This is a genomic window from Streptomyces sp. MRC013 (assembly GCF_023614235.1).
Classification (GTDB): domain Bacteria; phylum Actinomycetota; class Actinomycetes; order Streptomycetales; family Streptomycetaceae; genus Streptomyces.
Map to the genome: position 1 here is coordinate 566,944 of NZ_CP094264.1, position 12,865 is coordinate 579,808.

Below are 12,865 nucleotides of genomic sequence, written 5' to 3' on the forward strand. Positions count from 1 at the left end.
GCCGCCGGTGCCGGACTGGCGGGCGCCTCCGTACGCGCGCGGGGCGCGGGGGCGGGAGCGTACGCGCGGGGAGGGGGCCGCGACCCGTGCGGTGGGCCGGGCGCCGCCCCCGCCACGGACGCGGGGCGGGGGCGGATCCGTCGGACGGCCGGCCCGGCGAGGGCCGGCGAGGGCCGGCGGGGGACGCCGTGCCGTCGGTCCGCGGGTCGGGGGCGCCCCCGAAGCGGCGGGACGGGGGTGCGGCGGCCGCGGTCGGCGGCGCGCCCGGCGGGCGGCGCCACCGCGATCCGCACCGCTTCGGGGCGGGCGGTCAGCCCTGTTCCCGCTGCCCGGGCTCGGGGCGGCGCGGGTCGCCCTCGCGGGGCGCCACCCGCGCCTCGGTGCGGTGCCCCCGCTCGATGTAGTCGCGGACGACGAGTTCGACGGCGTCCCGCGGGTCGCCGACACCCGCCAGCACCATGACTTCCACGACGAGTTCGGCGTCGAGGGCGATGTTCACCTTGGCCATGGGCGGACCCTACAGCGTCGAAAGCGTGCCCGTTCGGCGGTCGCGGGAATCCCCGTGCGCTCGGTGTGCGGCGGCGGTTCCCGACGGCGCCGGCACCCCCGGCGGACCGGGGTCCCGGCGGCCCCCGGGTCCCGGCGGCCCGCGGCCGGCGGAAGCCGCGGGTGGCGGCGGGTGGCGGCGGGTGCCGGAAGGGCCCCCGAACCCCTGCGGACCTCCGTCGAAGGCGGCCCCGTCCGGGCCGGGCCCGCTCCGAAGCCCCGGGGCGGCCGTCGGATCGGCGCGCCTCCCCGTCCGCGCGGGCGGGCGTCCAGGGGGCGGGGTCAGGTCGGTCGGCACTCCCCCGAGTTCTCCGTCTCGGAGCACAGGGCGTGGCCGTGCTCGCGCAGGACGTCGCGGCCGCTCTGCTGGGTGAGGTAGTTCAGGAAGGACGCCGCCACGGAGCCGGCCGGCACCTCGCCGTAGGTGTAGGCGAACTCGGTCTGCCAGTAGGGGTAGCCGGCTTCCTCCACGCCTTCCGCCGTCGGTTCCCTGCCGTCGATCCTCAGCTTGACGAGCCGTCCGGCGTCCCGGTGGCCGCCGGCCTTCGTGGCCTCGCTGTAGCCGATGGCCCCGGGCCTCGAAGCGACCTCGTCCAGCACGAGGGACGTCTCGTCGACCTCGCAGTTGCCGTACCGGTCCGGCTTCAGCGACGCGCAGTCGGTCACGGTGAACTGGGGCGGCTGCCTGCCGTCCAGGAGCTTGGAGACGAGAGTGTTGCGGGTGCCCGAGCGGGGCTCGCGGTTGATCAGGTGGACGGGTTCGTCGCTGCCGCCGACCTGGGACCAGTTCTTCACCCGGCCGGCGAAGATCTCGCGTACCTGGGTCAGGCTCAGGTTCTCCACGCCCGCCTTCCTGTTGACGACGAGGGTGAACACGGAGAGGGCGACGGGTCTGGGGATCAGCCGGGGGTGGCCGTCGGGGGCGAGGCCGTCGGTGAAGGCGATGTGGTCGCCGAGGCCCTCGCCGACCCCGATCCCGGCGTCCTCGCCGGCCCGCTCCAGGGCGGTGACCCCCTTGCCGCTCCCCTTGAAGGGGCCGTCGAGGACGGACACGCCCGCTCCTTCGCAGCGCTTGAGGTAGTCCTCGGCGGCGGCCCGCGCGGCGCTCTCGAAGGCCGTGGAACCGTGGAGGTGGAGGGTGCCCCCGACACAGTCCATCGGAGGCCGCCGCTCGTCGGGCAGGAGGAGCGTGAAGCACGCCTGGACGCCGACGCCCGCGATCAGGATCCAGATGAGCCACCAGGCGGGCCGGGAGGCGAAGACGTGGCTCTCGGTCCTGGTCGCCTTCAGCCGGAAGAACCTCAGCACCGTGTCGTACCAGTGGCCCTGCCCGCCGACGCCGCTGACGATCGGCTCCGGGAACTCGCCGGTGCCGTTGTCGTCGGGCCAGCGTTCCAGCACGATGAGCACCTTGTACTCGGCGCCCCGGGAGAGGGTCACCTTCGGCAGCCGGACGATGCCCGTGCGGTCCGCTTCGCTGTTGCTGCGGCGGAAGCCGGGCTTGGCGACGGTGCGGACGGTGTTGTCGTCCTCCTCCACCTCCTCGAAGAAGAAGTCGGGCACCTCCTGTTCGCTCGGATCGGTGAGGACCACGGCCGCGACCCGGCGGTCGCGGAAGGTGACCTTGATGCCGTAGGGGTCGGCGGGGTCGGCCAGGTAGTCCTCGGAGAGGATCCTGGCCGACCCGGCGTTCTCGATGCGCAGCAGGACGAACGAGGGGTCCTTGAGCCGGTGGCCGTCGTGCTCCATGTCCCCCAGCACGTCGGCGTACGGCTTGCCGGCCGCGTCGGCGGCCAGGGTGTCCATCTGCACCCGGTAGCCGAGCCGCTTGCGGCCGACGACGGCGAACTCCCACAGGAACGCCGCCACGGGAACCACGAGACTCAGGATCGCGATCCACTGCTCCACCTGTTCGCTCATCACAGGACCCCCGAACTCTTCTGACCGCCAGGGCGGTTGGCAGGAGGCCCAGAGTGACGAGCGGGTGCGGGGGCTGCCACCGGTGTCGGAGCTCTCCGAACGATGTTCACCCGGGGGCCATCTGCGAAATCTCCCGTTCACCGGCCCGGCCCCCGGTCGGGACCCGGCTCCCGCCCCCGTCCGCCCCCTCCGCCCGTTCCCCGACCGCGGTCCGTCGAGGTGGCGCCGGGTCCCGCGGGAGCCGGGAGGCCGGTTGCCCGCCGTGGGGGCGCCGAGGGGGCCCGAGCCGTGTGGCGGGCGTCCGGGCCGGTCGCGCGCCGGTTCGCGTGGGGATTCCGTGCACGCCGGTCCGCGGGTCGCCGGTGGAACGGCGCGGCTCGCGGGCCGCGCGGCCGGGTCGGTCGTCCGGCCGCGCACGGGGCCGGCCGACCGGCCGGGGCCGCGTGACGGGCCGTCAGCCGACCGGGAAGAGGGCCTCCGGGGCCGGGGCGCCGCTCTCGAAGGCGAGCAGGCGGCGCTTGCGGTCCAGGCCGCCGCCGTACCCCGTGAGGCCGCCGTCCGCCCCGACCACGCGGTGGCAGGGGACGATGATCCCGATCGGGTTGCGCCCGTTGGCGAGGCCGACCGCGCGGGAGGCGGTGGGCTGCCCGAGGGCGGCGGCAAGCTCGCCGTAGGTGCGGGTCTCGCCGTACGGGATGGCCCTCAGCAGCTCCCACACGCGCCGCTGGAACGGGGTGCCGTCCAGGCGCAGCGGCAGGTCGAACCGGGTCAGTTCGCGTGCGTGGTAGGCGTCGAGTTGGCGGACGGCCTCGCGGAAGGGGCGCGGGTCGGGTTCGCCGAAGGTCTCCCGGGGCGGCCGGTGGCGCTGGCCGGCCATGTACAGCCCGCTGAGGACGCCGTCGGTGGCGACGAGGGTGAGCGGGCCGTAGGGGCTGTCGACGGTCGTGTGCTGCCGGTTCATGGCGGGCTTCCTCGGACTTAGGCGGGGAGGTGGTTGACGGGGTGGCTGTCGGTGGCCCACAGGTACTGGACGGCGTAGGCGCGCCAGGGGCGCCAGGCGGCGGCGCGGGCCGTGAGGGCGGCGGGGGGTCGCGGGCAGGCCGAGCCCGGCGGCGGCGCGGCGGACGCCGAGGTCGGTGGGGAGGAACGCGTCGGGGTCGCCGAGCGCGCGCATGGCGATGATCTCGGCGGTCCAGGGCCCCAAGCCGGGCAGCGCGATCAGGGTGGCGCGGGCGGCGTCCCAGTCGCTGCCGGGACCCAGCTTGAGGGAGCCCTCCGCGAGGGCCCCCACGAGGGTGGTGAGCGTGGCGCGGCGGCTGCGCGGCAGGGCGAGGGCGTCCGGATCGAGCGCGGCGAGCGCCTCGGGTGCGGGGAACAGGTGGGTGAGGCCGCCTCCGGGGTCCTCGACGGGGGTGCCGTACGCGGCGGTCAGGCGCCCGGCGTGGGTGCGGGCGGCGGCCGTGGAGACCTGCTGGCCGAGGACGGCGCGGACGGCGAACTCGGCGGCGTCGACCGTGCGCGGCACCCGGCGGCCGGGCGCCCGGTCGACGTGCGGGGCGAGCAGCGGGTCGGCGCGCAGCTGCTCGTCGACGGCTACGGGGTCGGCGTCGAGGTCGAGGAGCCAGCGGCAGCGGCTGATGGCGTGGGCCAGGTCGCGCGGGTCGGTGAGGTGGAGGCGGCAGGCGATGTGGGCGGCGGCCGGGGCGAGGGCGGCGACGCCGTGCCCGTACGGCAGGGAGAGGGTGCGCCGGTAGGTGCCGTCGCGCCACTCCTCGACGCCGGGGACGGCGGTCGCGGCGAGGTGGCCGAAGAGGTTGGAGGGGTTCAGCGGTGTGCGGTACGGCAGCCGCAGCGCGATCACGCCGGGAGTGGGCGCCGGGGTGCCGGCGGCGCGGGCGCGCAGCTCGGTCGGGGCGAGGGCGAACACCTCCCGGACGGTGTCGTTGAAGGCGCGTACGGAGGAGAAACCGGCGGCGAACGCCACGTCGGCCATGGGCAGTGCGGTGGTCTCGATGAGGACCCGGGCCGTCTGGGCGCGCTGGGCGCGGGCGAGGGCGAGGGGCCCGGCGCCGAGTTCGGCCAGGAGCTGCCGTTCGATCTGGCGGGTCGAGTAGCCGAGCCGCGCGGCGAGTCCGGGCACGCCCTCGCGGTCGACGACGCCGTCGCGGATGAGGCGCATGGCGCGGGCGACGACGTCGGCGCGGACGTCCCACTCGGGGGAGCCGGGGCTCGTGTCGGGGCGGCACCGCTTGCAGGCCCGGAAGCCGGCCTGCTGGCAGGCGGCGGCGCTCGGGTAGAAGACCATGTTCTGCGGCTTGGGCGGCACGACCGGGCAGCTGGGGCGGCAGTAGATGCGGGTGGTCAGGACGGCGGTGAAGAACCATCCGTCGAAGCGGGCGTCCTTCGACCGGACGGCCCGCACGCAGCGCTCGGTGTCGGTGTGCACGCCCCCAGCATGGTCGAGGCGGGCCGGCCGGCGCTGGCGGGAATCCGACATGGGCCTCGCCCGGCCTGGGGGCGGGTCCTCCGGATCGGTGCGCACGATCGCGGTCGCCCCGCGACGGTGGCCTCGGGCGGCCACCGTCGCGGAGCGGGCGCGCGGGGGTCAGGCGGTGGCCTCGGCGGGGGCGGCGGCGGCCTCGGCGACCCGGGCGAGGACGGCGGGCAGGCCGGCGGCGACCTCCGCGTCCTCGGAGGGGTGGGTGTCGGCGAAGCGGGTCACGGAGCCCGGCAGGGCGAACTCGACGTCCTCCAGCACGCGGGCGCCGGCCACGCCCAGGGCCTTGCGGGCCTCGGTCTGCGCCCACGCGCCGCCGTACCGGCCGAAGGCGGTGCCGACGACGGCGGCCGGCTTCGCCCGGAGGGCCCCGGCGCCGTAGGGGCGGGACAGCCAGTCGATCGCGTTCTTGAGCACGGCGGGCATGGTGCCGTTGTACTCCGGGGTGAACAGCAGCAGGGCGTCGGCCTCCGCGGCGGCGGCCCGCAGCCGGGCGGCGGCCTCGGGAGCGCTCCCCTCGGTGTCGACGTCCTCGTTGTAGAAGGGCACGTCGGCAAGGCCCTCGTACAGCTCCACGGTGACGCCCTCGGGGGCGAGGGAGACGGCGGTCTCGGCGAGCCGGCGGTTGTGGGAGCCCGCGCGGAGGCTGCCGACGAGTGCGAGGATGCGGACGGGCATGGTGGCTCCTGGAAGGGGAGGCGAAGGGAAGGACAGATAAGCGGACCGGAGTCCGGTTACGGTTGTACCAGCGAAACGGACCGTGGTCCATTTTCATTCCGGTCGCGTTAGGCTGCCTCCATGACCCCTCCGCCCCCGCACGGACGCACGGAGCTGTCCCTCACCCCCGCCGGGGCGCCGCCGCGGCTGCGCGCGGACGCGGCCCGCAACCGCGCCCGGCTCCTGGAGGCCGCCGCCCGGCTGGCCGCCGAGCAGGGCGCCGCCAACCTGACCATGGAGGCCGTCGCCTGTGCCGCGCAGGTCGGCAAGGGCACCGTGTTCCGCCGGTTCGGCGACCGCTCGGGGCTGCTGCTGGCCCTGCTGGACCACCGGGAGCAGCAGTTCCAGGCGGCGTTCATGTCCGGCCCGGCGCCGCTCGGGCCGGGTGCCCCGGCCGACGAGCGGCTGCACGCCTTCGGCCCGGCCGTCCTGCGCCACGAGGGCGCGCACCGGGACCTGTACCTGGCCGCCCACCGGCCCGACCCGGTGCGCCGGTACACCGTGCCGGCCCGTCTCGTACGGCTCGCGCACCTGACGGCGCTGCTGCGCGAGGCGGGTACGGACGCCGACGCCGAGCTGTCCGCGCACACCCTGCTGGGGTACCTCGACACGGGCCTGGTCCACCACCTGGTGTCCGGGCGCGGCCTGCCGCCGGGCCGGGTGGAGGCGGGCTGGCACGACCTGGTGTCGCGGACGCTGGCGCGCCGGGACCCCTGACCCCGACCGCCCCCGCCCGCCGGCGCGGCGCTCGCCGGTGCCCGGTGCCCCCTCCGGGCCGCGGGCGGCGGGACCGGGCCCGTCCGGGGCGAGCCGCCGGCGGATCCGCACCGTCCCCGTGGCGCTCCTCCCCGGGGGCGCCGGCGAGCGGGCGGACCCCGGCGCGCGTACCGGCGGGGCGGGGTCCGCCTCCCGGGGATGCGGCGCGCGCGGACCGGGAGGACGATGGCGGTGCGGGGCACCGCGTGCGACGGAGCGGTGCCTCCCACCCCTTCCCCCGGGGGGACGACGATGTTCCAGCTGCTGCACAACCTCAGCTCGACCGATCTGGCGGCCCGGCAGTTCCCGGTCTTCGCGGTGTCCTTCGTCCTGGCGAGCCTGTTCTACAGGTTCGGCAGCTTCGCCCTGGAGGCGGTGGCGTTCCTGGCGACGTGGTTCGTCCTGGACGCGGTCGTCGAGGGCGCGCGGCGGGCGCGCGAACGGCGGTGGGGGGTCCACCCGCAGCAGGGCGGGTAGAGCGGACCTGCGATGGTCGCGGGCATTCCGCGCGGTGTGGTCGACGCGGACGGCCGGCGGGCGGTCGTCCACGACCGGCACGGCACGCTGATCGCGCTCGACGTGGGCACCGGCGCGGTGCTGTGGCGCCGCGGCCGCCGGCTGCGGCCGTGCGCCGTGACGGACCGGGCGGTCGTCGCCGTACGGCTCGGCGGGCCGCCCCCGCGGGACGGGCCGGGCCCGGCGGGCCCGGTCGCGGTGGTGGTCCTCGACGTCGGGGAGGGCACCGAGCGGTGGAGCTCCGCGCCCCTGGACCTGCCGTCCTGGGCCCGCCCCTCGCTCGACGACACACCCGCCTTCACGCTGACCGCCGAGCTGCCCGGCGGCGGGCACGTCGTGCTGCGCTGGGCCGCGCGCACTGTGTACGACGGGGGCGCGCCGCCCGGTCCGGGCACCCCCGCGGACCTGGTCCGGGAGGCGCGCGGGGCGGTGCGCGTGCGCCCGGCCGGCCCGGCGCCGAAGGTGCTGCCCGAACCGCCCGGCCCCCCGGCCCCGGCCGGCCGGGAGGCCCCGGAGGGCACCGGGCCGCTCGCCCCGGACGTCCTGGAGGCGCGGCGGGTGGGGGCGCGGCGGATCGAGCTGGCCGTGCGGCGGGGACCGGAGGCCGACGCGCTGGTGCTGCGGGCGGTGGACCCGGGGGCGGGCGCACCCGCCTGGGAGGTGGTGCTGGACGAGGGTCCGCGCGGGGTCCCGCCGATGCCCCGCCCGTGACCCCGGGCCTCCGGCCGCGGCCGGAGGCCGTGACCCGCAGTCGACCATCCGGCCCGCGAGGAGGGCGGATCGCCATGATCATCCCGGACGAAGAACTGGCCCGCGCCAAGCACATCAGCGTCGAGCAGGTGGTGCTGCTGCGGGAGAGCCGCGGCACCACCAACGAGACGCTCGCGGAGATGCCGGAGGGCGCCGTACGGCAGGCGCTGGTCCACCTCGACCACCCCGACCTGCCCACCGAACGCGGTCTCTTCCGCCTCGAGCAGGAGCGGGACGACGACGGCGAGGTGCCCGAGCAGGCGCTGGAGACGGCCCTCGGGCAGCTGTGGACGGCCGTCCGCTCCAGTCCGCCCGCCCCGACGACGGCCGGCGTGCCCACCCTCCGGGAGGGGATCGGGGCCCGGTCGGGGCCGGCACCGACCGCCGGGACGGCGACGACCGCCTGGGAGTGGCTCGGCCCCGGCAACATCGGCGGCCGCACCCGCGGCCTCGTGATCGACCCGGACGAACCGCGCAGGATGTGGGCGGCGAGCGCCGGCGGCGGGGTGTGGCACACCGCGGACGGCGGAGGGCGGTGGGCGCCCGTCGACGACTTCCTCGGCAACCTCGCCTGCGCCTGCATCGTCATGGACCCGGCCGACCCGGCCCGGATGTACGTCGGCACGGGCGAGGGGTTCTCCAACGGAGACGCGCTGCGCGGCGCCGGCGTCTTCACCACCGCCGACACCGTGACGTGGGCACCGCTGCCGGCCACGCAGACGCCGGACTTCCACTACGTGAGCCGGATCGCGGTGTCGTCGACCGGCGAGGTGCTCCTGGCGGCGACCGACAGCGGCCTCCACCGCTGCGACGACCCCGCGCGGGCCACCTGGCGGCAGGTGCTGCGGGTGCCGGTGGCGGACGTCAGGTACGACCCGGGCGACGACCGCCGGGCCGTCGCGGGGGCGATGCGGGACGGCGAGGCCTGGTACACGCGGGACGGCGGCCTGAGCTGGCTGCCCGCCGAGCGCGGCCCCTGGACGGGGCGCGTCGAGCTGGCCTACGCGGCCCGCACGGCGGAGGTGGTGTACGCGTCGGTGCAGGCGGTGGACGGCGAGATCTGGCGGTCGTCCGACGGCGGTGCCTCGTACCTGCGGCGGCGGACGCTCGGCCCGGACGGCCGGAAGGCGCCGTACCTCGGCACGCAGGGCTGGTACGACAACGCCGTCTGGGCCGGCGACCCGACCGACGAGGACCTGCTGGTCGTCGGCGGCGTCAACCTGTGGCGCAGCACCGACGGGGGCGACCGGCTCAGGGAGATCAGCACCTGGTGGGACGACCGGTCGGTGCACGCGGACCACCACGCGATCACCGCGCACCCCGGTTACGACGGGAGGGGCAACCGGACGGTGTTCTTCGGCAACGACGGCGGCGTGTTCGAGGCGGCGGACCTGGCGGCCGTGGGCACCGAGCCCGGACCCCCGTACGTGGCGGGCTGGACCGAGCTGGTCAACAACTACGGCGCCACGCAGTTCTACGGGGGTGCGGGGAACGCCTCCACCGGCACGATCATCGGCGGCGCGCAGGACAACGGCACCCTCGCCGTCGATCCGGCCGCGGGCAGCGAGACCTGGCGGAAGATCTTCGGCGGCGACGGCGGCTGGTGCGCCGCCGACCCGAGCGACCCGGACGTCTTCTACGGCGAGTACGTGCACCTGGGCATCCACCGCTGCACGGACGGCGCGACGACGGACGGGGTGTCGGCGGGCGAGCCGTGGTACGAGAGGTACATCAACGGCCAGGTGCTGGACCCGGTGGCCAACGCGTGGCAGTGGAAGCCCGTCCCCTATCGCATCCCGGACGCCATGACCGGCGACGCGCTGTTCATCGCCCCGTTCGTGCTCGACCCGAACGAGCCCCGGCGGATCCTCGCCGGCGGCATGTCCCTCTGGCGCACGGACGACGCCGGAGAGCCCAACACCCTGTCCTCGGGCCCCGGCTGGCGGTCGGTCAAACCGCCGGCGGGACGTCCGGTCAGCGCGATCGCGGTGGCGCCCGGCCACCCGGAGGTCGTCTGGGTGGGCCACGCGGACGGCCAGGTGTTCCGCACGGGCGACGGCACGGATCCCGTTCCGTCCTGGGACCGCGTCGGCGTGACCGGGCCCCGCCCGCTCGAACCGGCCCGGTACTGCACCTGCCTGACGGCCCACCCGGACGACCCGGACACCGTGTACGCCACGTTCGGCGGGTACGTCCGCGGCAACGTCTGGGCGACCGGGGACGGCGGCGGCGAGTGGGTGAACCTGGGCTCCGCGCTGCCCGCCGCCCCCGTACGGGCCCTCGCCGTGCACCCGCGGCACCCCGCGTACCTCTACTGCGGGACGGAGGTCGGGCTGTTCGCCAGCGAGGACGCGGGGCTGTCGTGGTCGCCGACGAACGAGGGCCCGACGAACTGCTCGGTCGACGACCTGTTCTGGATGGGCGGGACGCTGGTGTGCGTGACGCACGGCCGCGGCATGTTCCGCATCGACCTGTCCGACGCCGGATGAGCCGCCGGGCGGCTCCCGGCGGCCGGGCCGGGAGCCGCCGGTGCGGTCCGGCGGCCGTCCGCCGCGCCGCGCCCCGTCCGCCCGGGGCGCCCGCCCCCCGCCCGCGCGCCGGGCGGGCGCCCCGTGCACCCGCCGGGGTCGGTCCCGGCACGGGCCGGTCCCGCCCGGTCCCGCCGGTGCGTCCTCAGCGCGGCCCGCGGCGCAGGTGCCGCCAGACCGCCTTCGCGGCGTTGTGCCCGCACATGCCGTGGACACCGGGGCCGGGCGGGGTGGCGGAGGAGCAGAGGAACACCGCCGGGTGCGGGGTGTGGTGGGGGCGGAGGGTGAGGCGGGGCCGCAGGAGGAGCTGGAGGCCGGCGGCGGCGCCGCAGGCGATGTCGCCGCCGACGTAGTTGGCGTTGTGGGCGGCCATGTGGGGCGGGCCGGCGGTGGCGCGGGCGAGGACGAGGTCGCGGAAGCCTGGCGCGAACCGTTCGAGCTGCCGCTCGATCGCGTCGGTGAGGTCGCCCTCCCAGCCGTTGGGGACGTGGCCGTACACCCAGAAGACGTGCTTGCCGGCCGGGGCGCGGCCCGGGTCGACGAGGCTGGGCTGGGCGGTGATCAGGAACGGCGTGCCGGGCGCCGTGCCTCCGGACGCCTGGCGCAGGGCGGTGCCGATGTCCCGGCTGAGCGGGCCGACCTGCACGGTGCCGGCGCGGCGGGGCTCCTCGGCGGTCCAGGGGACGGGGCCGTCCAGCGCGTAGTCGATCTTGAAGACGGAGGCGCCGTACCGGTAGCCGTCGTAGAGGCCGCCGAGGCCGGCGATCCGGGCGAGGGCGGTGGGCGAGGTGTCGAAGACGTACGCGCGGGCCGGCGGCAGGTCGTCCAGTCGCTTGACCTCGTAGTCCGTGTGGACGGCGCCGCCGAGTTCCCGCAGGTACGCGGCGAGGGCGTCCGAGAGGGCCTGGGAGCCGCCGCGCGGCAGGGGCCAGCCGTTGGCGTGCGCGGCGAGCGCGAAGACGAGGCCGACGGCGCCGGTCGCGAGGCCGTCGAGCGGGGCGATGACATGGGCGACGAGGCCGGCGAAGAGGGCGCGGGCGCGGTCGTCGCGGAAACGGCGCATCAGCCAGGTGGACGGGGGCAGGCCGTCGAGGCCGAAGCGGGCGAGGGTGAGGGGGTCGCGGGGCAGCGCGGTCAGCGGCAGCGACATGAAGTCCCGGGAGAGCGTGTCCCACCTGCCGACGTACGGGGCGACGAGACGGCGGTACGCGCCGGCGTCGCGCGGTCCGAGCGAGGCGGCCGTCTCGGCCACGGACCGGGACAGTACGGCGGCCGTGCCGTCGTCGAAGGGATGCGCCATGGGCAGCGGCGCGTGGAGCCACTCGAGGCCGTGGCGGCCGAGCGGCATGGCGCGGAAGGCGGGCGACCCGGCGCCCAGCGGATGCACGGCCGAGCACGGGTCGTGGCGGAAGCCCGGGAGGGTCAGCTCCTGCGTGCGGGCCCCGCCGCCGACCGTGCCCTTCGCCTCGAACACGGCGGTCGAGAAGCCGCGGCGGGCCAGCTCGACGGCGGCGGTCAGCCCGTTGGGGCCCGCCCCCACGACGACGGCATCGAGCATCGACGGCACCTTCGGACTCCTTCGTCAGCCGGCGGCCAGGAGAGCCCAGGATAGGGCCCTCCGCCCGGCCGTCCGGCGGCGGACGGGCGGGGGCGGCCGTCCGGGCGGCGGACGGCCGGGCCCGGTGCGTCACTGCGGGCGGAGGAGGGACGCGACGCGCGCGGCCGTCGCCGCGTCCCGTGCCGCCGTGAACGGCAGGGCGTTGCCCCCGGTGACGCGGAACGGCGCGCCGTCGATCGTGCGGTGCGCGCCGCCCGCCTCCGTGACCAGCAGGAGCCCCGCCGCGTGGTCCCAGGCGTACTCCCAGGTGAAGGCGACGGCGTCGGAGTCGCCGCGTGCCACCGCCAGGTACTCCAGCCCCGCCGAGCCGCACGGCCGGGGGGCGACGCCCTCTGCGGCGAGCCCCTCGATGGCGCGCTTCTGCGCGGACGTGGTGTGGTCGGGGTGGGACGTGGCGACGCGGAGCGCCGCGCCGGGCTCGGGCGTGCCGGCCCGCAGGGCCGAACCGTTCAGCCGGGCGCCCCGGCCCCGCACGGCGACGGCCGTCTCGCCGAGCGCCGGCGCGTGCGTCCAGGACGCCAGCAGCTCCCCGTGGCGGGCGAGGGCGACGAGGGTGCAGAAGCCGGGCTCGCCGCGGACGAACTGGCGTGTGCCGTCGACCGGGTCGACGATCCACACGGGCGCGTCGCCGCGCACCGCGTCGTACACGCCCGGATCGGCGTGGACCCCTTCCTCCCCCACCACGACGGAGCCGGGCAGCAGTGCGATCAGGGACCGCGCCAGGTGCTTCTCGGCCTCGCGATCGGCGACGGTGACCAGGTCGTGCGGGCCGGACTTCTCGCCGACCTCGTGCGCGGCCAGCTTCCGCCAGCGGGGCATGACCTCGTCGGCGGTGGCCGCGCGGATCGCGTCCTCGACGGCGGACAGGAAGCCGGTGTCGTCCAGAAGGTCATCGATCATGTGTCCATCACACCACGCCCCGCTGACACACGGGGTTCACGGGTGGTGACGTCCGATGGCGCGGGCGGCTCCCGCCGCAACCCGCCGTTCCCCCGGGGTTCACGGCCCCGGGGAAAC

At 76.8% G+C, this 12,865-nt stretch carries 10 protein-coding genes and 1 pseudogene; 4 read left to right on the top strand and 7 right to left on the bottom strand.

The features are described 5' to 3' along the window. Window positions 1–310: 310 nt before the first annotated feature. From LUW75_RS02615 to LUW75_RS02635, 5 genes and pseudogenes are all read right to left on the bottom strand, one after another. Window positions 311–508, bottom strand: a complete 198-nt coding sequence (locus LUW75_RS02615; protein WP_250334178.1) for a type II toxin-antitoxin system VapB family antitoxin — start codon at window positions 506–508, stop codon at window positions 311–313. 320 nt (window positions 509–828) lie between these two features. Beyond that, on the bottom strand, window positions 829–2,466 hold the full coding sequence (locus LUW75_RS02620; RefSeq protein WP_250334179.1) for a substrate-binding domain-containing protein: 1,638 nt from the start codon (window positions 2,464–2,466) through the stop codon (window positions 829–831). A gap of 454 nt (window positions 2,467–2,920) precedes the next feature. Continuing rightward, a complete protein-coding gene (locus LUW75_RS02625) occupies window positions 2,921–3,427 on the bottom strand; it encodes a methylated-DNA--[protein]-cysteine S-methyltransferase (RefSeq protein ID WP_250334180.1) in 507 nt (168 codons plus the stop codon). Between the two features lie 17 nt (window positions 3,428–3,444). Then, a pseudogene (locus LUW75_RS02630) lies at window positions 3,445–4,912 on the bottom strand (AlkA N-terminal domain-containing protein). Between the two features lie 159 nt (window positions 4,913–5,071). Next, a complete protein-coding gene (locus LUW75_RS02635) occupies window positions 5,072–5,641 on the bottom strand; it encodes an NAD(P)H-dependent oxidoreductase (protein WP_250334181.1) in 570 nt (189 codons plus the stop codon). A gap of 120 nt (window positions 5,642–5,761) precedes the next feature. On the opposite strand from LUW75_RS02635, the gene LUW75_RS02640 reads away from it, so the two are divergent. The 4 genes from LUW75_RS02640 (at window position 5,762) to LUW75_RS02655 (ending at window position 10,191) form a co-directional block, all read left to right on the top strand. Continuing rightward, window positions 5,762–6,397, top strand: a complete 636-nt coding sequence (locus tag LUW75_RS02640) for a TetR/AcrR family transcriptional regulator (RefSeq protein ID WP_250334182.1) — start codon at window positions 5,762–5,764, stop codon at window positions 6,395–6,397. Between the two features lie 291 nt (window positions 6,398–6,688). Beyond that, window positions 6,689–6,913: a hypothetical protein gene (locus LUW75_RS02645; RefSeq protein ID WP_250334183.1), complete on the top strand. Its 225-nt coding sequence runs from the start codon at window positions 6,689–6,691 to the stop codon at window positions 6,911–6,913. A gap of 12 nt (window positions 6,914–6,925) precedes the next feature. Beyond that, the gene (locus LUW75_RS02650; protein WP_250334184.1) at window positions 6,926–7,663 is read left to right on the top strand and encodes a hypothetical protein; all 738 of its coding nucleotides are present in this window, start codon (window positions 6,926–6,928) and stop codon (window positions 7,661–7,663) included. 74 nt (window positions 7,664–7,737) lie between these two features. Further along, window positions 7,738–10,191 carry a beta propeller repeat protein gene (locus LUW75_RS02655; RefSeq protein ID WP_250334185.1) on the top strand — a complete coding sequence of 818 codons (2,454 nt, stop codon included), beginning with the start codon at window positions 7,738–7,740 and terminating at the stop codon, window positions 10,189–10,191. A 184-nt stretch (window positions 10,192–10,375) separates the two neighbouring features. On the opposite strand, the gene LUW75_RS02660 is transcribed toward LUW75_RS02655, so the two are convergent. Then, a complete protein-coding gene (locus tag LUW75_RS02660) occupies window positions 10,376–11,797 on the bottom strand; it encodes a phytoene desaturase family protein (protein ID WP_250334186.1) in 1,422 nt (473 codons plus the stop codon). Window positions 11,798–11,917: 120 nt separating this feature from the next. Then, the gene (locus LUW75_RS02665; protein ID WP_250334187.1) at window positions 11,918–12,748 is read right to left on the bottom strand and encodes an inositol monophosphatase family protein; all 831 of its coding nucleotides are present in this window, start codon (window positions 12,746–12,748) and stop codon (window positions 11,918–11,920) included. Window positions 12,749–12,865: the final 117 nt, after the last annotated feature.

Coding starts and splice junctions, on each gene's coding strand:
- LUW75_RS02665 (WP_250334187.1), bottom strand. CDS start 12,748: ATGATCGATGACCTTCTGGACGACACCGGCTTCCTGTCCGCCGTCGAG.
- LUW75_RS02640 (WP_250334182.1), top strand. CDS start 5,762: ATGACCCCTCCGCCCCCGCACGGACGCACGGAGCTGTCCCTCACCCCC.
- LUW75_RS02650 (WP_250334184.1), top strand. CDS start 6,926: ATGGTCGCGGGCATTCCGCGCGGTGTGGTCGACGCGGACGGCCGGCGG.
- LUW75_RS02615 (WP_250334178.1), bottom strand. CDS start 508: ATGGCCAAGGTGAACATCGCCCTCGACGCCGAACTCGTCGTGGAAGTC.
- LUW75_RS02655 (WP_250334185.1), top strand. CDS start 7,738: ATGATCATCCCGGACGAAGAACTGGCCCGCGCCAAGCACATCAGCGTC.
- LUW75_RS02645 (WP_250334183.1), top strand. CDS start 6,689: ATGTTCCAGCTGCTGCACAACCTCAGCTCGACCGATCTGGCGGCCCGG.
- LUW75_RS02620 (WP_250334179.1), bottom strand. CDS start 2,466: ATGAGCGAACAGGTGGAGCAGTGGATCGCGATCCTGAGTCTCGTGGTT.
- LUW75_RS02625 (WP_250334180.1), bottom strand. CDS start 3,427: ATGAACCGGCAGCACACGACCGTCGACAGCCCCTACGGCCCGCTCACC.
- LUW75_RS02635 (WP_250334181.1), bottom strand. CDS start 5,641: ATGCCCGTCCGCATCCTCGCACTCGTCGGCAGCCTCCGCGCGGGCTCC.